16 protein-coding genes are annotated in these 18,515 nt (G+C 57.4%); 8 read left to right on the top strand and 8 right to left on the bottom strand.

Features of this window, described 5'->3' with window-relative positions:
- Positions 1 to 15 precede the first annotated feature (15 nt).
- Together F1C16_RS12505 and F1C16_RS23015 are read right to left on the bottom strand one after the other, a co-directional pair.
- The gene (locus F1C16_RS12505; RefSeq protein WP_258049126.1) at positions 16 to 1,812 is read right to left on the bottom strand and encodes a translocation/assembly module TamB domain-containing protein; all 1,797 of its coding nucleotides are present in this window, start codon (positions 1,810 to 1,812) and stop codon (positions 16 to 18) included.
- A 328-nt stretch (positions 1,813 to 2,140) separates the two neighbouring features.
- Positions 2,141 to 4,588 (bottom strand): hypothetical protein, encoded by a 2,448-nt coding sequence (locus F1C16_RS23015; RefSeq protein WP_258048895.1) that lies wholly within the window; start codon positions 4,586 to 4,588, stop codon positions 2,141 to 2,143.
- A 235-nt stretch (positions 4,589 to 4,823) separates the two neighbouring features.
- Between F1C16_RS23015 and tsaD the strand changes: the two genes are divergently transcribed.
- The 4 genes from tsaD to F1C16_RS12485 all read left to right on the top strand — a co-directional run bounded on the left by tsaD (position 4,824) and on the right by F1C16_RS12485 (position 8,095).
- Entirely contained in the window at positions 4,824 to 5,831 is a 1,008-nt protein-coding gene (tsaD, locus tag F1C16_RS12500) for a tRNA (adenosine(37)-N6)-threonylcarbamoyltransferase complex transferase subunit TsaD (RefSeq protein ID WP_185284322.1), read from the top strand.
- A gap of 168 nt (positions 5,832 to 5,999) precedes the next feature.
- Entirely contained in the window at positions 6,000 to 6,467 is a 468-nt protein-coding gene (gene smpB / locus F1C16_RS12495; RefSeq protein WP_185280981.1) for an SsrA-binding protein SmpB, read from the top strand.
- Between the two features lie 91 nt (positions 6,468 to 6,558).
- Positions 6,559 to 7,356, top strand: a complete 798-nt coding sequence (locus F1C16_RS12490; protein WP_258048894.1) for a C40 family peptidase — start codon at positions 6,559 to 6,561, stop codon at positions 7,354 to 7,356.
- 244 nt (positions 7,357 to 7,600) lie between these two features.
- Complete coding sequence (locus F1C16_RS12485) at positions 7,601 to 8,095, top strand: HNH endonuclease (RefSeq protein WP_185280980.1); 495 nt, start codon at positions 7,601 to 7,603, stop codon at positions 8,093 to 8,095.
- Positions 8,096 to 8,297: 202 nt separating this feature from the next.
- Here the strand turns inward: F1C16_RS12485 and F1C16_RS12480 are convergent, their stop codons facing one another.
- Complete coding sequence (locus tag F1C16_RS12480) at positions 8,298 to 9,176, bottom strand: alpha/beta fold hydrolase (protein ID WP_185280979.1); 879 nt, start codon at positions 9,174 to 9,176, stop codon at positions 8,298 to 8,300.
- Between the two features lie 117 nt (positions 9,177 to 9,293).
- Here F1C16_RS12480 and F1C16_RS12475 point away from each other — a divergent pair, with 117 nt between their 5' ends.
- A complete protein-coding gene (locus F1C16_RS12475; protein WP_185280978.1) occupies positions 9,294 to 10,529 on the top strand; it encodes a DUF3298 and DUF4163 domain-containing protein in 1,236 nt (411 codons plus the stop codon).
- 53 nt (positions 10,530 to 10,582) lie between these two features.
- Complete coding sequence (locus F1C16_RS12470; RefSeq protein ID WP_185280977.1) at positions 10,583 to 11,464, top strand: sterol desaturase family protein; 882 nt, start codon at positions 10,583 to 10,585, stop codon at positions 11,462 to 11,464.
- 10 nt (positions 11,465 to 11,474) lie between these two features.
- On the opposite strand, the gene F1C16_RS12465 is transcribed toward F1C16_RS12470, so the two are convergent.
- Both F1C16_RS12465 and F1C16_RS12460 read right to left on the bottom strand, forming a co-directional pair.
- The gene (locus F1C16_RS12465) at positions 11,475 to 12,686 is read right to left on the bottom strand and encodes a porin (protein WP_185280976.1); all 1,212 of its coding nucleotides are present in this window, start codon (positions 12,684 to 12,686) and stop codon (positions 11,475 to 11,477) included.
- A 170-nt stretch (positions 12,687 to 12,856) separates the two neighbouring features.
- The gene (locus tag F1C16_RS12460) at positions 12,857 to 13,558 is read right to left on the bottom strand and encodes a hypothetical protein (RefSeq protein ID WP_185280975.1); all 702 of its coding nucleotides are present in this window, start codon (positions 13,556 to 13,558) and stop codon (positions 12,857 to 12,859) included.
- A gap of 521 nt (positions 13,559 to 14,079) precedes the next feature.
- Between F1C16_RS12460 and F1C16_RS12455 the strand changes: the two genes are divergently transcribed.
- A complete protein-coding gene (locus F1C16_RS12455) occupies positions 14,080 to 14,538 on the top strand; it encodes a TerB family tellurite resistance protein (protein WP_258048893.1) in 459 nt (152 codons plus the stop codon).
- Between the two features lie 132 nt (positions 14,539 to 14,670).
- Here F1C16_RS12455 and F1C16_RS12450 read toward each other — a convergent pair whose 3' ends face one another.
- The 3 genes from F1C16_RS12450 to F1C16_RS12440 form a co-directional block, all read right to left on the bottom strand.
- Entirely contained in the window at positions 14,671 to 15,165 is a 495-nt protein-coding gene (locus tag F1C16_RS12450) for a PEGA domain-containing protein (protein ID WP_185280973.1), read from the bottom strand.
- 85 nt (positions 15,166 to 15,250) lie between these two features.
- Positions 15,251 to 16,072 (bottom strand): alpha/beta fold hydrolase, encoded by an 822-nt coding sequence (locus tag F1C16_RS12445; RefSeq protein WP_185280972.1) that lies wholly within the window; start codon positions 16,070 to 16,072, stop codon positions 15,251 to 15,253.
- A 204-nt stretch (positions 16,073 to 16,276) separates the two neighbouring features.
- Positions 16,277 to 17,299, bottom strand: a complete 1,023-nt coding sequence (locus tag F1C16_RS12440; RefSeq protein ID WP_185280971.1) for a hypothetical protein — start codon at positions 17,297 to 17,299, stop codon at positions 16,277 to 16,279.
- 347 nt (positions 17,300 to 17,646) lie between these two features.
- Between F1C16_RS12440 and F1C16_RS12435 the strand changes: the two genes are divergently transcribed.
- Positions 17,647 to 18,513 carry a DUF4261 domain-containing protein gene (locus tag F1C16_RS12435; protein ID WP_185280970.1) on the top strand — a complete coding sequence of 289 codons (867 nt, stop codon included), beginning with the start codon at positions 17,647 to 17,649 and terminating at the stop codon, positions 18,511 to 18,513.
- Positions 18,514 to 18,515 lie beyond the last annotated feature (2 nt).

Genomic DNA, 18,515 nt, shown 5'->3' with positions numbered 1-18,515 from the left:
TCATGTAGCTAACAGCTATTTAATCGTGGTGCGTGGGTCGTCGTCGATGTTCAACTCCCTGCGGGCGGCGTCGCGGCGGCGGACGCGCTTGCGGGCAAATAGCTCCCGGAAAGAGTTGAACTGCTCGGTGTGCAGCAAGCTCAGGCCGGCGCGCTGCTGATTTTGCAGGTTGGCATTAGAGGAGCCAGCAGCAAGGGCGGAGAAGTCGCGCGGGGTGGTTTCGTAGCGCAAGCGGGCCCGGAACTTGCCATCGGGGCGCAAGTAGTACTCCAAGCTCAGGTCGCCGAGAAAGGAGGTTTGTACTGGTACCGTGCTGCCAGGCGCAGTGTTGGCCGCGTTGTAGTTGTTTGTGAAGCCCCCCTCGCGTGTGATGCGCAAACGGCCGTTCAGAAAGGAGTAGCTCAGGCGCACCTGCAACGCCTGCAACTGCTCAGCGCTCAGGCCGTTCAGGTTGAAGCTGATTTCCAGGTTGGGGTCGATCTGCGACGTGAGTACGCTGAGCTGGGTGCTCAGCACCTGCCCCACGCTGTTGCCAAACGCATTATCCGACCCCCGAAACGACACCGACGACAGCGTACCCGGCGACGTGAGCTGGCGGAACACAATCAAACTGAACACCTGCCGGTTTAGCTCCTGCTCGTCGTTGCGCAGCGCCGATAGGAACGGCGCCAAATCGCCTTCCAACGACGACGGAATGTCATTGAACTCCAGGTTCAGGTTGATCTGGGGTAGGAGCAGGGGGCCGCTCAGGTTCATCACCGCCGTTACGGGCACCACCGAAGTGTTGCTACCCAGTAGCGGCGCCACCGAGGTGCGTTGGGTGTACGCGGCCGTCAGGTTCATCTGGCCTTGCAGGGGGTCGCCGTTCCAGGCAATGGTGCCGCCCGGCCGTATAACAAACTCTTTGTTTACAAGGCCTTGCAGGGTGAAGTTGTAGGCGCCGCGCACAATCTCAATCTGCCCATACATATTGAAGTCGCCACGGGTGTCGATGTTCAGGCGCAACTGTCCGCTGGCCGTGCCGCGGATGATATCGCCGGTGCTTTCATCCAGCAAAATCTCCACATAGGCGTCGGGCGTCACGTCCAGGTTCATGTTCAGGCGCAGCCCCGAAAGGTCTAGCTTGGCTGTGTCGGTGGCTATCTGGACAGTAGTGGTATCCCGAATATTGTGGTTGACAAATCGAATGTAATTGGCCTGCTGGGCCTTGGCTGCATTATCGAAGGGTAAGGAAAGCCGGGTGCCCGCCTCGCTCCGAGCCGATACATTCACCAGCAAATCATCGGTAGGGCCCGATACGCGGGCTGTACCGGTGGCGTAGGCCGTGCCAAAGTATAGGTCGTTGTCGCGGCGCGTGGTGTTCAGGGCTTGCAGCTTGCGGAAATTGGCCCGCAAATCCAGCCGCATATCCTGGAAGCCGTTGTGGTAGATGTTGCCGTCTATGGTGCCCGAATTGCCAAGCGGGTCCGAAAGCCGAATGTTATTCAGCGCAATCCGGTCGTCGGTGAAGGTGATGCGGTCAGAGAACGTGTAGGTAGTGCCCAGGTAAATGAATGTGAGCTTACCGTTGGCCACATCCAGCGACCCTACCAGGTGGGGCGCGGCCAGCTTCCCCGTGACCTGAAGCCGACCCACCGCCGTGCCGCCCAAATCCTTGAATAACGTATTCAAAATCGGCTCGGCCAGCTTTACGGGAGCCTCATCGAGCACACCTACCAGGTTGAGCTGGTTAGGTACGTCCTGCGGCGTGAAGGTGCCGGTCACGTTCACCACGCGGCGGTTTTCGCGCTCCACGTCTAGGTTCACGGCCATGCGGGCGTTGGGGGCATCCCAGGTGCCCTTGCCTTCTACATTGCCCAGCAGCACGTCGTCGAGGCGCAAAGAATCCACCTTCAAATCGGTGTTGAGGGCCAACTGACCAAACACGTTGCTCACCGTGCCCTGGGCATTCACGCGGCCTTTCAGGCGGTTATCGGTGAAGTCGCCCAGCGTTTGTAGCTCAAAGTTCTGTACGTTCAGGGCCAGCTCCTTGGCAGGGTCGCGCGAAATGGCACCCTGGGCGCTGATGCTCTGCGCGCCGTTGGAAATGATGAAATTCTGGATGTCGATTTCTTTGCCGCCGTTGGAAATCACCACCGAGTTATTGGCCGCAATGGTCCACTGCTTGTCCAGCAGGTTCACGCCCGACTGCCGAAACGTAAGCTGTACGGCATCGGGTAGGAAACCCAACGACCCGTTGATCTGGGCGCGGTTGGTGGTATTGGTTTGCGCCAGGGCCGTCGAGAAGTTGATTTTCTCCTGATCCCACACGCCTTCCACGTAAAAGTTCTCCGTAGCGCCCAGCCCCGGCAAAAAACTGCCGCGCCGAGGTGATGCTGGCCTGGGCTAGCACCTCGGGCTGGTTGGGCAGCTTGGAAGTGGTCAGGCTGAAATCGGTGTCCTGCACCCGCACCGAGTCGTAGCGAATCTCGTCAAAATGCCCGCCCAGCGTGAAAATCGACGTGTTGCCGTTGCGGAACGACCCATCTACCCGCGAGTAGTCCGACACGGTGAGTTGAGGCACGAACAATTGCAGCACGGGGTTGGCCTGCTTGATGTACAGGTCCAAATCAATCTGATACTCGGGGGTAGGGCGCAGGCGCTTGCGGCGGTAGTAATTGGCAATAGCCGCGTCGTTGCTTTCGAAGTTGAGGCGATATTCTTCTATTAGGCGCTGCACGTCATCAATCACGCGGGTGTACTCGAAGTTGCCCTTGGCGCGTAGGTCCAGCACCTCCGAGCGCAGCGTAGTGAGACGCTGGCCGTCCTGACGGGTGCTCACAATATCGAAGGTGTCGATGGGCACGGTGTTGCCTTGGTAGCCGAGGCGGGAGTTGCGCAGTAACACCCTACCCTCCAGCTCGTCGAGGCGCAGGCCCTGGAACTGCACGTCGGCCGTGGTGGCCAGGGTCACGTTTTGGTTGGTGAGGCCGAGGGCGCGCAGGTTGGCGCGGTCCACGTCGGCGCGCAGGTCGAAGGCCTCGGCGCCGGTGCGCAGGTTTACGGTGCCGTTGGCCGCCAGCTTCACGTTGGGGTCATTCACCGACACCTTGCCCTGGAACGCCTGCTGGCGGAAGTTGCCGTTGATGGCAATGTTGTGGTAGCGGTAGCCATTCAGCCAGATGCGTTGCACGGTGGCATTGGCTTGCACCCGCGCTGCCTCCTTGGTGAAGCCCACGCCCTGCACGCGCCCATTCATGGTCACGTCGCGAATTACGCTTTGGTCGCCCAGCAGGCGGCCCAGCTGAAAGTCGGTGGTCTTGATCTGACCTTCGTAGCTGGAGTAGCGCGGGTCGGTCTTGAATTTCAAGTTCACGTCGGACACCACCTTGCCCAACTGGGTGTCAAACGAGCCATTGGCCACAAAGTCGTTGTAGTAGCCCAGGAAGTGCCCGTTCAGCTTCACCGCGCCCAGGCGGTCTACGTAGCCGCGCCCGCTGGGCGGAATGTAGCGCCGCAGGTCGCGCCCGTCTACCACCGAGTTGCGCAAGCGAGCCTCAATGAAGCTCTCCGTAAAGTTGGGTAGGCCATCCACGCTGATGTCGCCGACCACGTGCGTGTTGCGGCCGTACCGAACATCGAGGTTCTTGGTGTTGAAACGCCGCACGTAGCCCTTGGCCTGGCCCGAGATAAGCACGGTTTCGTTCAAGTCTTCTATCTGCGGGGCAAACTTGGCAATGTCGTCGGAGTACAGGCGCGAGGGTTGCAGGCGCGCCGTTACCTGCACCGAGTCGTTGAAATCGGCAAAGTTCAGGAACCGATTGTAGTCGAAGCGCAGGTAGTTGCTGATGCGGCTGTTCTCCACGCGCAGCATCAAATCGGCAAATTCCCAGAACTTGGGCGCATACACCATAGCCGCAGACAGCTCCCGCACGCGGGTATTGGAGTTACTTTCAATGGTGCGCAGCCCCTGAATGCGCGCCGCCACGGTGTCGCCTACCAGCCGAATGTTGCTGAAATCGGCGTAGATGCTGTCGGCGCGCATGTGTGCGTAGTCCACCGCCTGGCCGTAGGTAGGGGCGCGGGGCTCGTCGCGACGGTCCAGGATAAAGCGGCCGTTGCGCAGGCCGATGCTTTCTATCTGAAAGTCGAACGGCTTGCTGACTTTGGTGGTGTCGCTGGGACCAACCAGCCGTTGCACCGCACTCAAAAACTGCGACAGGTTGGTGGAGTCGGGCTCGTTGGCGTAGGTAATCAGGGCGAAGCGCGGCTCCTCCAGCGTGAGCTTGCCCACGTGCAAGTGGCTCGGGTCGAACACCGAAAACAGGCTGATGTCGGCATCGGCCCGGCCAATATTAAACAGCTCATTACCGCGCCGGTCAAGCACCTGCACGCCTTCCAGCAGCACCCTTGAAAACGGCCGGATGTCTACCCGGTCGATGCGAACGGGTTGGCCTAGTTTTTCCGTCAGCACCGTAGCAGCGCGCTGCACCAGCCGCGTTTGCACCGTCGGAATGCGCAGCGCAATCAGCAACCCAATCACCAACAACAGCACCAGCCCAACCAGGCCGAGCAGTGCTTTGAGGATGACGGAGAGAAAACGAGGCACAGAGTAAAGTGAAAAACGCGGAATGAAGAAACGAAGATGCGGATTTTAACGCGGAGGAGTAAAAGATCAGCAGCCTACCCAAGCGGGCACCCAAGCCCTACACGAATTGTTCAGGTAAAAGTTTGACTAGTGCCGCACGTGGGGGTTTAACGTTTTCCGCGACCTTTGCAGTCTGCGACGAGCACCGCGCGTGAAAAGAATACGTCAGTAGCGCAGATTTTTGGGTTTTATTATGATGCATTCTCCTCTTATTCTGGCCATTGAGTCGTCGTGCGATGATACCTCGGCGGCCGTCATGGCCAACGGCGAAATCCTGTCCAACGTGGTGGCTACCCAGCAAGTGCACGAGCAGTACGGCGGGGTAGTGCCCGAGCTAGCCTCGCGTGCCCACCAACAACACCTGATTCCGGTGGTGCAGGAGGCGCTGCGCCGCGCAAAGGTAGCGAAAACCGACCTCGACGCGGTGGCGTTTACGCAGGGGCCGGGCCTGCTGGGCTCGTTGCTGGTAGGCAGTATGTTTGCCAAAACGTTTGCCCTGGCTCTGGACAAACCGCTGCTGGCCGTCAACCACATGCGGGCGCACATTCTGGCGCATTTCATCCGGGATCCGAAGCCTGAGTTTCCGTTTTTGTGCCTCACCGTGAGCGGCGGCCACACCCAGCTGGTGGTAGTGCGCAGCCCCATGGAAATGGAAATCATCGGCCAGACCATCGACGACGCGGCTGGCGAGGCCTTCGACAAAACCGCCAAGCTGCTGGGCTTGCCCTACCCCGGCGGCCCCCACCTCGACAAGCTGGCCCGCCAGGGCAACCCTACCCGCTTCCCGTTTCCAGTGGGCGCCATGCCAGGCTACGATTTTTCGTTCAGTGGCCTGAAAACCTCTGTGCTGTATTTCCTGCGCCAGCAAACCCAGCAGAACGAAAACTTCGTGCAGGAGAACCTGGTGGATCTGTGCGCCAGCATTCAGCACACCATTATTCAAACCTTGCTGCGCCAATTGCGCCGCGCCGCCCACGACCAACAGCTTCGGCAGGTAGCCCTGGCCGGCGGGGTGGCCGCCAACTCTGGTCTGCGCACGGCCTTGCAAGAGCTGGCCGTGGCGGAAGGTTGGGAAGTATTTATTCCTGATTTCGAGTTCTGTACCGACAACGCTGCCATGGTGGCCATGACCGGCCACTTCCAGTACCAGGCCGGCCAGTTCAGCAACCAGCTCATCAGCCCCGACCCACGCTTGAAACTGTGAGCAGAGTAGGAACGACGTGCTGAGAAATGGCGCTTTTGCTGCGTAGTCTGTTTGACGCAACGCCGCCGCCGCTCTGCCGTTGTAGGTAGTCCCCCTATCCCTACCCTACCCACCCCGCGAAGGCCCCAGCGGCCCGCCGCGAAATCCTGAGAATCTGCAAAATCTGCGATGAAGAAAGAAGAGAAACCCAAGCGCATCAATATCCTGAACCGCCGCGCCAGTCACGAATACGCATTCCTGGTGAAGTACGACGCGGGTATGATGCTGCAAGGCACCGAAATAAAAAGCATCCGCGAGGGCAACGTGAACTTGCAGGATGGCTTTTGCACCTTCCACGGCGACGGCAGCCTGTGGGTGCACAACCTGCGCATTGCCCAGTATACCGAAGGCACCTACAACAACCACGAGCCCACCCGCGAGCGGAAGCTGCTACTCAACAAGAAAGAGCTGCGCCAGCTAGCCGGCAAAGCGCAGGAGCAGGGCCTCACCATCATTCCCATCCGAATGTTTGTGAACGACCGAGGCTTTGCCAAGCTGGAAATAGCCCTGGCCAAGGGCAAAAAGCTCTACGACAAGCGCGAAGACCTGAAAGCCAAAGACCAGAAGCGCGAAATGGCGCGGGCAAGGGAATATTAATAGTGAAATAGTGAAAGGTGAAGTTGTGAAAATCGTTTTCATCAGCGCACCTTTCTAGCTTCACAACTTCATCTTTCACAATTTCACCCTTTTGGAACACGGAATCTGTGCGCTGAGCACTATGCCGGTGCGAGCCGAGCCCAGCGACAAAGCGGAGCTGGTAACGGAACTGGTTTTTGGCGAGTGCTACTCCGTCGTGCTGGTGCAGGGCGCCTGGCAGCAAATCCGTAGCGCCGCCGACGACTACGTGGGCTGGATGGACGGCAAGCAGCACACGCCCGTTTCGGCTGACTACCTGGCTGCCTGGAAAGCCCAAGACCACCCCCGCAGCCTGGATCTGGTGCAGATGGTAAGCGACGCTACCACCCGCGTGCCGGTGATTATTGGCTCGCGCCTACCCTTTTTCGATGGCATGACCCTGCGTCTGGGCGAGCAGCAGCTCTTCTATAACGGCGCCGCCACCAACCCCCAAAACGGCCACGGCCCCCACGGCGACTTAGACAAGCGCCTTGCCCTGCTCCTGAAGGTAGGGCAACTGCACCTAAAAGCGCCATACGTGTGGGGCGGCAAAAGCCTGTTTGGTATCGACTGCTCGGGACTGATGCAGCAGCTCTACGGGCTGGTGGGCGTGCAGCTCCCGCGCGATGCGCGCCAGCAGGTAGAGTTGGGCCACACGGTGCATTTCGTAACCCAGGCCCGCCCCGGCGACCTAGCCTTTTTCGATAACGCCGAGGGGCGCATCATTCACGTGGGTATGGTGCTGGAAGACCAGCGCATCCTGCACGCCAGCGGCGAGGTCCGCATCGACCCCCTGGACCACAACGGCATCTTCCGCCGCGACCGGCAAAAATACTCCCACACCCTGCGCCTCATCCGGCGGGTATTGTAGGTGAGTGGTGAGGTTAAGAAGTCGGGAATGAAAAACTGTCTGTCATCCTCTATCTGGCGTGTGCTTGCGAAGGGCCTTATGCCAGTTGAACGAGTCGTTGGTACGTCCATCATTCTACCATAAAAAGACCTTCCGTTGCGCCCAGAAGGATAGGGGCTTTTTCGTGAACCATTTCAGCACTTCGCTGCTTGTTTATACGCTGAGAATCACCTAGCTTTCGTTGGTTAGATTCCTATTATAGCGTATGGATCAGAAAGTGCTTGTCTTGAACGGCGACTACACCGCCATTACCCTGTGTAGCGTGCAAAAAGCATTCGTGCTACTCTACCTCGACAAGGCCGAGATGGTAGCCAACTCCGAGCACGGCGCCCTGCGCACCATCAGCCAGTCCTACCCAAAGCCGAGCATCATCCGGTTGCAGCGCTACGTGCGGGTGCCCTACAAGGGCATCACTCTTAGCCGCCACAACATCATGAAGCGCGACAACTTTGAGTGTCAGTACTGCGGCTCTACCAAAAACCTAACCCTCGACCACGTGATGCCCCGCTCACGCGGCGGCACCTCCAACTGGGACAACCTGCTCACGGCCTGCTCGCGCTGCAACCACAGTAAGGGCCATCGCACCCCACAGGAGGCCGGTCTGGTCATCAGGCAACAGCCCAAAAAGCCTACCCTCTCAGGTTTCCTAAAGCTCAGTGCCGGCACCATAGACCAGAACTGGCATGCGTATCTCAACTAAAGCCGGTAGCGTTGCTACCGGCTTTTTTGTGCTCTTTTTGAAGGGGGAGGTTGAAAAGGCCTGTCATCCTGAGCGCAACGAAGGACCTTCTCACGCGTGAACGATTGACGTAAGAACGACTCGTTCATGCGTGAGAAGGTCCTTCGTCGCCGCTTGATGCGCGGAATGCTCAGGATGACAGTGGCTTTAAAGCCACTTTAACTTAATACTGATCTTGCTCAGCATCGGCGCGGTCGAAGTTGTCGGAGCCACTGACGAAAGTTAGCAGGTCTTGGCTCAGCTTTTCTTTGTCAGTAACGAGCAGGCCGTGGGGCGCACCGTCGTATACGATTTGGGTGGCGTGCGAGAGGTACTGGTCCAGGCGCTTGGCGCTGTTCTTATATGGTACCGTTTTGTCGTCCTCGCCGTGGATGGACAGCACGGGCACTTTGATGGTCTGCAAATCCTGGCGGAAGTCGGTTTCGCTGAAAGCGCGGGCGCACTGCTCGGTGGCGTAGGGTGCGCCTTGCAGGGCCAATGATTGCGACCAATCGAGGGTAGGCTGGCTGACGGGGTTGCTCAGCAGGCCGTCGCCGTAGAACTGTTTGCCGAAGGTGGTCAGGAAATCGGGGCGGTCTTTCTTGAGGCCGTCCACCATGTCGTCGAACGTGGATTTGTCTACGCCGTCGGGGTTGTCATCGGTTTTCAGCAGGTAGGGCGTTACGGACGATACAAAGGCCACGCGGGACACGCGCGCGCCCTGATGGCGGCTCATGTACCGGGCCACTTCGCCACCGCCCATCGAGAAGCCTACCAGCGTTACGTCTTGCAGGTCCAGGCCTTCGAGCACGGCTTTCAGGTCGTCGGCCAGTGTGTCATAGTCGTAGCCGTTCCAGGGTTTATCGGAGTGGCCGAAGCCGCGGCGGGTGTAGGCTACTACGCGCACGCCGTTTTTGGGCAATTCATTCAGCTGATATTCCCAAGACTCGTAGCTTAGCGGCCAGCCGTGGATAAGCACGATGGTCGGGCCTTGGCCCAAATCAACATAGTGTAAATTAACATCCTGGCCTTTGCTATCTTGACCAACTTTGATAAAGCTCATGGTAGGGGGGAGTTTGGTTGTGGAAAACTGAAATTGTAGTGACCTATACGGTTCTGCTTTGCATAGAGAAAACAGATGTCAAGATTTTATACAAGTTTATTTTCTTCGCCATTTCCTATGTTTCCAGCAAAAAACAGTGGCTATTACGCGCTCCTGATCAGTCTGTGTTTAGCAAGCTGTCAGTCTGATACGCCAGCGCAGAACACTGCTGCCAGTACAGCCACCACTACCCCTCCAAAAACTGCTGCTCCTGCAACATCTACTGCGTGGTACCGGCAGTATCGCACCCGCCTACCCGGCGCTACCGACAGCGTAACAGTGCATCTGCAAAACCTGGGTACCGGCAGTGATGCGTCTTCTATTGGGCGAGTGGTTGGCTTCTACGCTGGTCCTAAAGGGCAGCCTTTTGAGCTGGCCAGCAACCCCACCAGCGCCCCCGATAGCCTGCTACTGCGCGAAGCCAGCCATAGCCGCCTAAATGCCGGTGGCTACGGCGCGGTTTGGCGCCTGCGCCGGATGGGCGAAGCATGGGTAGGCACACTAGCAGGACAAACCGTGCGCCTCCAGCCATTACCCGTGAGTCAAGGCGTTGCCTTCGACACGCAGGTGTTCCGCGACTCCGTGCGTGCCCGTCCCCAGCACCCGCAGGATAGCGTATGGGGCCGCATTAGCCTGCACGCACTCCTACCCACCAGCAATCGGCAACCTCTTGCTGGCAACATGCTGCACCTGCTGCACGGCGACACGGTATTCGCGGGCAGTGCGCCTACCCTACCTGCCATTTGGGAGGACATGCGTCGGCCTTTCTTTAATGATTATCAAGAAGATATGAAGGCCATCTTTCAGCAGATGGAGGCGGATACCAGCCGCTCGGGCCACCGCCCGATGGCCATGCTGAACTATACTGATGAGCGCGACACGTACGTGCTCTGGAATGCGGATAATCTGCTCAGCCTCGGCCTTTTCACTTATTCTTACGCTGGCGGCGCGCACGGCAACTACGGTACCCACGTGCTCAGCTTCGATACTCGCAGTGGCCGCCCGCTACCGTACGACGCCATCTTCCGGCCCGATGCCAAGCCGCGGCTGGAGGCCCTGTTGGCGCGCTATGCCCGCCCTAGCTTGGGCTTAAAGCCGAATGAGCCGCTACGCAATGCCCTGTTCGAAGAGACGCTACCCGTAACGCGCAACGTGTACCTGACCAGCGGCGGGGCGGTGTTCGTCTATCAGCCCTACGAAGTGGCAGCCTATGCCTATGGGGAAGTTCGGGTGTTTGTGCCGTTGCGGGAGCTGCGGCCGTTGTTGCAGCCGGGGTTGCCGTTGCAAGAGGGTAGGAGTGTAGCCCAAAAGTAGAGAGCTGCGGGTTGTCTGGTTACCAACAACTCTCCATTACTAACTGATAAGCAATGCGTTTCTTCTCCATCAATTCGCCGCTGCTGAAGCAGTTTGACCGCTGGGCAACGCCTGCGCTGGTGGTAGTGGCCGTGGCCGTGTTTGTGGGCGAAACCGTGTGGCCGTTGCGGCAGCGCACTCGCCCGCGCACCGAGCGGTGGCCGCGCAATGTGGGCGTGTCGGTGCCCTCGCTGGTGGGGTTGCGTCTGGGGCTGTTGCCGGCTATGGTAGGCCTCACGCAGGTGGCCGCACGCCGCCGCTGGGGGCTGCACCGCCTGGGCTGGCCAGAGCCGGTGCGCGTGCTGGCCGAGTTGCTGATTCTGGATTATGTGGCCTACTCCTGGCACCGCCTGCTGCACGCGCCGCTGCTGTGGCGGTTTCACCGGGTGCACCACAACGACCTGGATATGGACCTGAGTACGGGTTGGCGCTTCCACGCGGGCGAAATGCTGGCTAGTATTCCCTACCGGGGCGGCGTGCCCATGCTGCTGGGGGTGCGCCCCGGCGTGTTGCTCGCCTACGAAGCGGTGTTCGAGGCCTGCACGGCGTTTCATCACTCTAACACCCGCCTACCCTTGGCCATAGAGCGCCCCCTGGCTGCCTGGATGATTACGCCGCGGGCGCACGGCATCCACCACTCGGTAGTGCACCGCGAAACGCAGAGCAACTTCGGGGTAGTGCTAAGCCTGTGGGACCGGCTCCACCGCACCTTACGGCTCAACGTGCCGCAGCAAGAAGTGGAAATTGGTGTGCCCGCCTACCCCGATGCCGCCGTGCAAACCGTGCGCCACCTCTTCACTATGCCCATCGAGCCGCTCCAACCTTGGACCCGCTTTGACGGCACCGTGCCTGCGCGCGCCCTACCCCCCGCACCCCTTGATGAGCTGGCAGGGTAGAGAGTACAATCTAAAAGTTTACCTGCGCCTGTAAACGCAGCAGGCCGCCGCGCTGGCGGTTGTCGGGCCGCTGAAAATCCTCGAAACGGCGCGACGAAAGCGTATACATGGTCACTAGCTCGAAGGCGGGGAAGGGCTGCCACTCCACGCCCAGTTCGGCTTCGCGCACGGTATAGCTGCGCGCATCCCGCTCGTGCTTTTTGCCGCCATCGTAGTATTGCGCCCGCAGGAAGGGGTAGAACTGCTGCTGACCGTAGTGTAGGCGGTAGTTGAACATAACGTAGCCCCCGTGCAAGCGACGGGTTTCGATGCTGTCGGTGCGCGGGTTGAACTCGGGGCCGCGGCCTAGGTTGTATTCAGCCTGCACGCCAAACGGCTGGGGGTAGAGCACAAAGGTGGCGGCCACGCGCTGGTCGGGGTAGCGCAGGTTGGGGCGGTGCTTCACGCCGCTGGAAAGCTGGTCTCGGTTGACTACATACTCCCCGGTGTAGGCTTGCAAACCGGGCTCGATGATGTGCTGGCCTACCTCTACTGGGTACGTAACGCGAGCAACCACGTGGCGCTGGTTGTTCAGCTCGGGCCGGTTGGCGGTCTGCCCGTTGAAGGCGCCCACGCCTACCATACCATAGTCGCCGGAGCCCTTCAACCCCTCTTTCACCAGCTTGCTAAACAGTTTGCGTACGCCAATGGGCGCCCAATACACGAAAGCACCCAGGTCTCGCTCGTTGGAAAAGGCGCTGTTTAGGGCATCATTGCGGTCCAGGGGTAGGCGGTTTTGGCTGGACTGCATGTTTTCGAAGCCGAACGGAATCTTGCTTTGTCCCAGCCGAACCCGAAACCGGTTGGCTTTGTCTAAGCCTACATCCAGGTACGCATCGCGCAGCAAGCCGGCATTCAGGGTAGAGCTGCCGCTGAGCGTGCTGGCAAAATCAGGTTGTATGTAGAAATACACCCGCTCGTGTATCTGGCCAAAAAAGACAACGCGGACGCGTCGGAGAGAAAAACCACCGTTGCGGCCCCACGATTTGTCGCACTGCTCGCAGGTCAGGTCGGGGTTGGTTTCCAGCAACCGGTTGTAGCGCGCCTGCACGTAGCCCCGCACCGCTATCGACTGAAACCATTGTTTGGCAGGGGCCTGCTCTGAAGGAACCGGGATGCTGGTTGTCTGACCATACACTGGCCCAACAGCGAGCAGCAAAAGGAGGAGTAACAGTTTCTTCATGATAAGGTAATGCTGACGCAAAGTGCGGCATTACCTATTACTTGATTGTTGCCTTGTTATTAAGGCAATGTTACCAATTGAAAGATTGAGCAATTGAACGGCAACGGCTAATAACGCACAAAGCCGTCCCTATACTGGTAGAGACGGCCTTGCAAGTGGCTGGCGGCGGGTTATTCTTCGGCACTATTTGCCGTTGTATCAGGCTGCGTAGTGGCCTCGTAGGTATCAGCATACTTGAAATCGTCGAGCCAATAGGCTGAGCTGACCACATCAAATACCACCGATGTTTCCTCTTGCTTCGCGGGCGTGAGCTGCCAAATGATGGCCGGCGCTTCGGGGAAGCTGGTGCCATCTAGCTGCTCGTGAAACAGACGCTTTAGGAGCGTGTTGTCGGGCATGCCCTGGGCCAGCAGGCGCAGGAGCGGCGCTTCCGGCGCTTCGTCGAAAATGGTCAGTGCCTCTGCGTCTGGGGCCGTGAGCTTCACCTGAAACTGTACCGCTTCGGCGCGCGGAAACTTGCCGTTGTAGGCAGTGTAGAGCAGTTGCGTGGCCTTGAAGAAACCTTGGTGTTGGTCTAGTTCCGGGTTTTCTTCCCACAGCTTCTCGGTGAGCATCTGGTGGGCCAGGTTTTCAATCTGGCCTTCCGTGAGCTGATCGGCAAACAAGTGCTCCAGCACCAACTGCGCCGATTCGGCCGGTTCCAGGTCGGTGAGACCCATTAGGGCCATATCCTTCAGCTCGTTAGGAGCTATTTCGCTGGGGTTGTCGTAGCCAGTTTTTACGAGGAGGGCTTTGTAGTCCTGGGGCTGCCAGGAGTTGGGTAGCTCAGTGAGGGTATCGAAAGAAAGGCGCTCTACGGTGAACGTGTACATGCGAAGGGTAGGAAAGGTGAAGGTCGTGCCAGGGGGAGTGCGAGGCTTACCAGTGAGCTGTGTACGGCAAGCAGACTAGATTCGCCGTGCGGCTACCTTGCTTGGTGCATAGAAAGTGGCTTAGGGTGTAAAAACAGAACGCCTACCCCGCGGTAGGGGGTAGGCGTTGGCATAAGCCGATGTCAAAGAAAAAGTATTTACTTGTATTGTTACTATTGGTATTGGCCTTACAATCTGTTTGCGTTGAGGATTGAAGGGTGTAGAGACGCATACTTGCGTCTCATCGGCTGCAACGTGCGGGCGAAATCGTTCAACAATGAGACGCAAGTATGCGTCTCTACATCATTCTAGCAACCTTGTTAGCTAGCCTCTTGAGCTGCCGCAGCCGCTCGGGTAAAAGAAGTATTGTAGGTCGTGGAGGAAGTAATAAGCTGTTCTGTAGCGGGCGCCGGCGCTGAGCGCGAGCACATGACTAAGGTGAGTAATAACCTTGCGGGAATGCTCGCGTTGAAGTAATTCCTGTGCCCTACCCCAGGGCGTACACCACCCAACCGTCTTTAGAATTCATGCAACATACCCGCACGCTCGAAGATCTGCTGGACACGCAGCAGAAAAAACTCTCTTTTTTTCAGAATCTACTTTTGATTGCCGCCGCCGATGGTAAGCTGCAAGAGGAAGAAAGTCAGTTTCTGCTTCAGGTAGGCAACCGTATAGGTCTCACGGCCAAGGATGTACAGCCCTTAGCCGACAACTTAGGAGTGCTCAGCTTCGTTGTGCCCGCCGATGGACCCCAGAAAACCCTGGAACTGCAAACGCTGGTGCAAATGATGTTGCAGGACGGCGATATGGACACCCGCGAATACGATTTGTGCCTGGACTATGCCCGGCGTATCGGCTACAGCAAACAGCTGCTCGACGACATGGTAAGCCAGCTGTCGGGCAACGGCCCCGCTCCCAATAACCCGCCCACCGTGAGCTAAGCGCAAGCAGACCAAATTCATCAGACGGCCTAGCCCAATGAATATATAGTGGCTTTGGGCGTAAAAACGGAACGCCTGCTCCATACTATGGGGCAGGCGTTGGCGTAAACCAGTGTTAAAGAAAAGAAGCGTTTACTCACCCAGCAGCTTCTTTTTCTGCTGCTCATATTCGGCTTGGGTGATGATTTTATCGTCGGCTAGCTTCTTGAGCTGCCGTAGCTGCTCAGGTAGGGACGCGTTGTAGGTTGCGGGCGCGGTAGATTGCTCTGCAACGGGTAGGGAAGAAAGCGGCCGCATTTCGTAGCTGTGCACCGGCTTGTACTTCATCGTCCACAAAAACGGGAAAAACAGGAAAATACCGCCAATAATAGCCCCGGCATCCGCTTCTTCATCGCGAGAAAACGACGTGTTTACCGTTTCGTAGCCTTCCTTTTCCAGTCGCACATCGGTGGTAGCCCCTATAATTTTAGTGTCCCGGTGTTGGTAGGGAGTCACACCCACTGGTTCGCCATTCAGGTACACGCGTGCGCCGGGGGGCGTCGACTGTAGCATAGTGCTGCTGGCACAACTCGACAGCAGCGTGGTAACGACCAGCGCACCGGCCATAAAACGAAGATGATTTCTCATAAATAAAACAACTGTGCATAAGTTAGTGATGCGTCAAGGTACTACTTATGCCGAGGTATATGATAAATACTATGTTATTAATCTTTTAGTGAACGGGTGGCAGCACCGTAGGCGCCCGAAAAAACTGATGGACTTTCTGGTTGAACTCGTCGGCGTGCTCTTGCAGGGTGCCGTGGCCGCTGTTAGGTACAATCCAGAGCCAGGCGTGGGGTAGGCTCTGGTAAATAGCCACTGTATGCTCGGCCCGAATCACGTCCCGGTCGCCGGCAATGATGAAGGCAGGCGCTTTGATGCCAGCCAGCGCTGAAAGCGGCACGTGGGGTTCGTTCCAGTCGAGAAGAAATACTTTCCAGTCGTTTTTGCGCTTGGCGTCGGAGAAGGTTTGGCCGTGGCCTTCGCGGTAGCCGCGGCGCATCTGCTGCCACAGTTCCTGGGTTAGGGCCGTGGAGTCGGGCCACATGTTGGCACCCGTGGCGGCCAGGCGTTTCACTTTGCCGGGGTGGCGCAGGGCCAGTACCAGCGCCGTAATGCCGCCGTCGCTCCAGCCCAGCACGTAGGCCGAGTCGAGGCGCAGATGGGTAAGCAGGGCCGCGCAGTCGTCGGCCATCATCTCGAAGCTCAGTGAGTCGCCCGCATCCACGGAGCGGCCGTGGGCGCGACTGTCCAGCGCAATTACGCGGTAGCGCTTGGCGAAGTAGGGAATGTTCTTCTCAAAATCCTTGCTGCTACCCCCATTGCCGTGCACCAACAGCAAGGGCGCGCCCGCGCCATAGGTTTCGTAGTACAGCTTCACGCCGCGCACGGTGGCATAATGACCGGCCGCTGAATTCTGGCCACGCGGCGCAGCTTTCTGCCCAAGTGTCTGCTGACTCAACAGCAACAGGAAGAAGAAAAGGTAGGAGCGCATGGCAGAAGGTGTAGAAGCTTAGCAGCTGTTTGATTTAATCGAATGAGTAATCCGCACGATGTAGTTCAACGACGAGACGCATACTTGCGTCTCGTCGTTGAACGTCTGCCGCCCGAATCGTTCAACGACGAGACGCAAGTATGCGTCTCTACATCGTTCTGCAATAAGTAACTCTAAATCTAGCCCAAGTTCCTAGATGAGCAACTACCTCCGCCGCAGGTACAGCAGCGTTGATTTGCCGGAAGGCCCATACTTATCGTTAATCAAAAAATACCCGCCGCGATACGCCGCCAAACCTTCCCAGTTGTAGGTCATGTATTCCTGCGGCAGTTCAAACAACGGCTTCCAACTGATTTTGTCGCGCTTGTAATGCAGGCTGATGAGGCGGCAATAGTTCTGGTAGTTGCCGCTGCCATCCAGCACCAGGCGGGCGTTGGGGTCGGTGGGGGTAGGGCGGTATACGCTGTCGTCGGCGCCGTTGTAGAAGTAGTTGATGGCCGTGAAGCGGTTATTGCCCTCATACACCAAATCGGTGATGCGGAAGAGTAGGCGCTGCACCGGCACGTACTGCGGAATATCGGGTAGGCGGGTGGCGTTGGGAATGCGCAGCGCGTAGTTGTCGTGCCGGAAATAGTTGTACTCGAACAGCAGCAACAGGCTCTTGTTGTAGCCCGTAGCCGCCTCAAAACCGGCGTTGTGAATGTGGGAGTTATCCGTAAGGGCCGGCTTGGGCAGGGGTACTAGGTAGTCCGTATCCAGCACGATGGTGGCGCTGGCCGCGTGCACCGCGCCTTTGATCAGGTAGCAATAGGTGGAGGGGGTAGTGGTTTCGATGGTGAAATACGCCGTGTCGCCTACCAACGTAATGCCCTCCAGCCCCTCGTATTCCTGACAGGCCGAGTCGAGGCGGGCGCGTATCATGTCCAGGTGCTGGATAGCGTATTTCTGGTACGTCAGCGCCTGCGTGGTATCTGCCAACTGCCGGTCCAGGCTGGGTAGGTTGAGGGCGTATACTTTGGCTTCCGCCCGTTCCTGCAAGCGGCTCTCCGAAAGTAGGAGCAGCTGATTGCCGTAGGTGAATAGCCCGGAAAACTGGTTGTTGCGGTCGGCTATTTCTGCGGGTAGGCGGAGCGTGTGGATGCTGAGCGGCGCTTTCTTTTGTGCGCTGGTCAGCGTGGCGGGTAGGAGAAGCAGCAGGACAAGAGCAATCCGGTAAGAACGCAGCATCGGCAGGAGCAGTTAGGGCAAAGCAACGTGCAAAGATTGCCAAGCGCCCGCCCGGCTCCAACTTCTGCGTGACTAACTCCATCAGCGTACTGCAATTCGGGGCTAATTTTCCAGTGTAGTTCGGTAGCCTCTATGCCTGCGGTGGTACAGGTGGCGTTTGGTAATGCGCTTGCAGTAGATTCGTCAGGTGCGCTTCCAGCAGGCTCTCCAGGCTGCGGCCCGTTGGACTAAGTCGTCGGGTAGGGTGATAGTGAGCTGGGTCATGACGGTAGTGGTTGGGTAAGGAAGACAGCTGCTATTATGTAATTTAGAATCTTGAATCTTCGGCGACACTTACCTACTGCAACATGGGATTATTTGACTTCTTCAAAAAAGAAACTAAACCGGATAAGCAAGAGGAAGATACTGTGGAAAATGTTCCGCAAATGCTTTACGCCAAGCTCTTGTTTGCTGATGAAATACAATTAGATAAAGAGCGAATAGTTGCTGAGTTACGAAAGGAGTTTAAAAATTTTGAAGAAGCAGATAATCTAGAGCGCACCTTACTCTATATCTTTTCTGATTATGTATTTGATTATCAAGATGGTGGTGTTCCAGCACAAGGCGCACTATTTATGGCAGAAGATTCAACGTTTGACCCGCAATCCGTAGCGGTAGCGTTGACCCAGAGCTGGCATTGGCCTGAGGCTGCGGATGTTATTAAAACATGTAAACAGGAATGTTTAGTTACCGATTTTATGTCGCGCGGCTTAGATTATGAAAAGCGCGTGGAGTACTTCCAAAAATTCCTCTCGGCCCTAATCAAAGCTACCAAACCACAGGCGGTTTATTTTACGCAGAGCGATAAGCTGGTAGAGCCATTTGCCTATGTATTCGCTCTGGCAGAGGAAGAACCAGATGTGCTAAATGGATTGGTAAACGTGCGCTTTTTTAATGTCGCTAATAGCACGGAGGAGGAAATGTTTGTGGATACATTAGGACTGCATTCCTTAGGTCTGCCAGATTTTCAGATTCGTTTTCGGGATTTTGAACCGAACGAAGTAGTAGGTAAACTGTGGAGTTATGCTAACTACATTTATCAAAACGGAGCTGTCATCGAACCAGGAAATACAATTCAAGGTCTCTCGGTGAACGACAAGTGGACCTGCTATTACGCTGATGCGGCAGTAGCACCTACGCGCATTGTCATCGATTTGGAAACACAGGCTTCATAATT

The sequence above is a fragment of the Hymenobacter sp. NBH84 genome (genome assembly GCF_014217645.1).
Taxonomy (GTDB): Bacteria; Bacteroidota; Bacteroidia; order Cytophagales; family Hymenobacteraceae; genus Hymenobacter; species Hymenobacter profundi.
Note: the sequence above shows the minus strand (reverse complement) of the source record. Positions and strands in the feature narration are given on the sequence as shown.

Coding starts and splice junctions, on each gene's coding strand:
- F1C16_RS12505 (WP_258049126.1), bottom strand. CDS start 1,812: ATGGCCGTGAACCTAGACGTGGAGCGCGAAAACCGCCGCGTGGTGAAC.
- F1C16_RS12475 (WP_185280978.1), top strand. CDS start 9,294: ATGTTTCCAGCAAAAAACAGTGGCTATTACGCGCTCCTGATCAGTCTG.
- F1C16_RS12460 (WP_185280975.1), bottom strand. CDS start 13,558: ATGTACACGTTCACCGTAGAGCGCCTTTCTTTCGATACCCTCACTGAG.
- smpB (WP_185280981.1), top strand. CDS start 6,000: ATGAAGAAAGAAGAGAAACCCAAGCGCATCAATATCCTGAACCGCCGC.
- F1C16_RS12450 (WP_185280973.1), bottom strand. CDS start 15,165: ATGAGAAATCATCTTCGTTTTATGGCCGGTGCGCTGGTCGTTACCACG.
- F1C16_RS12480 (WP_185280979.1), bottom strand. CDS start 9,176: ATGAGCTTTATCAAAGTTGGTCAAGATAGCAAAGGCCAGGATGTTAAT.
- F1C16_RS12485 (WP_185280980.1), top strand. CDS start 7,601: ATGGATCAGAAAGTGCTTGTCTTGAACGGCGACTACACCGCCATTACC.
- F1C16_RS12445 (WP_185280972.1), bottom strand. CDS start 16,072: ATGCGCTCCTACCTTTTCTTCTTCCTGTTGCTGTTGAGTCAGCAGACA.
- F1C16_RS12440 (WP_185280971.1), bottom strand. CDS start 17,299: ATGCTGCGTTCTTACCGGATTGCTCTTGTCCTGCTGCTTCTCCTACCC.
- F1C16_RS12470 (WP_185280977.1), top strand. CDS start 10,583: ATGCGTTTCTTCTCCATCAATTCGCCGCTGCTGAAGCAGTTTGACCGC.
- F1C16_RS12435 (WP_185280970.1), top strand. CDS start 17,647: ATGGGATTATTTGACTTCTTCAAAAAAGAAACTAAACCGGATAAGCAA.
- F1C16_RS12465 (WP_185280976.1), bottom strand. CDS start 12,686: ATGAAGAAACTGTTACTCCTCCTTTTGCTGCTCGCTGTTGGGCCAGTG.
- tsaD (WP_185284322.1), top strand. CDS start 4,824: ATGCATTCTCCTCTTATTCTGGCCATTGAGTCGTCGTGCGATGATACC.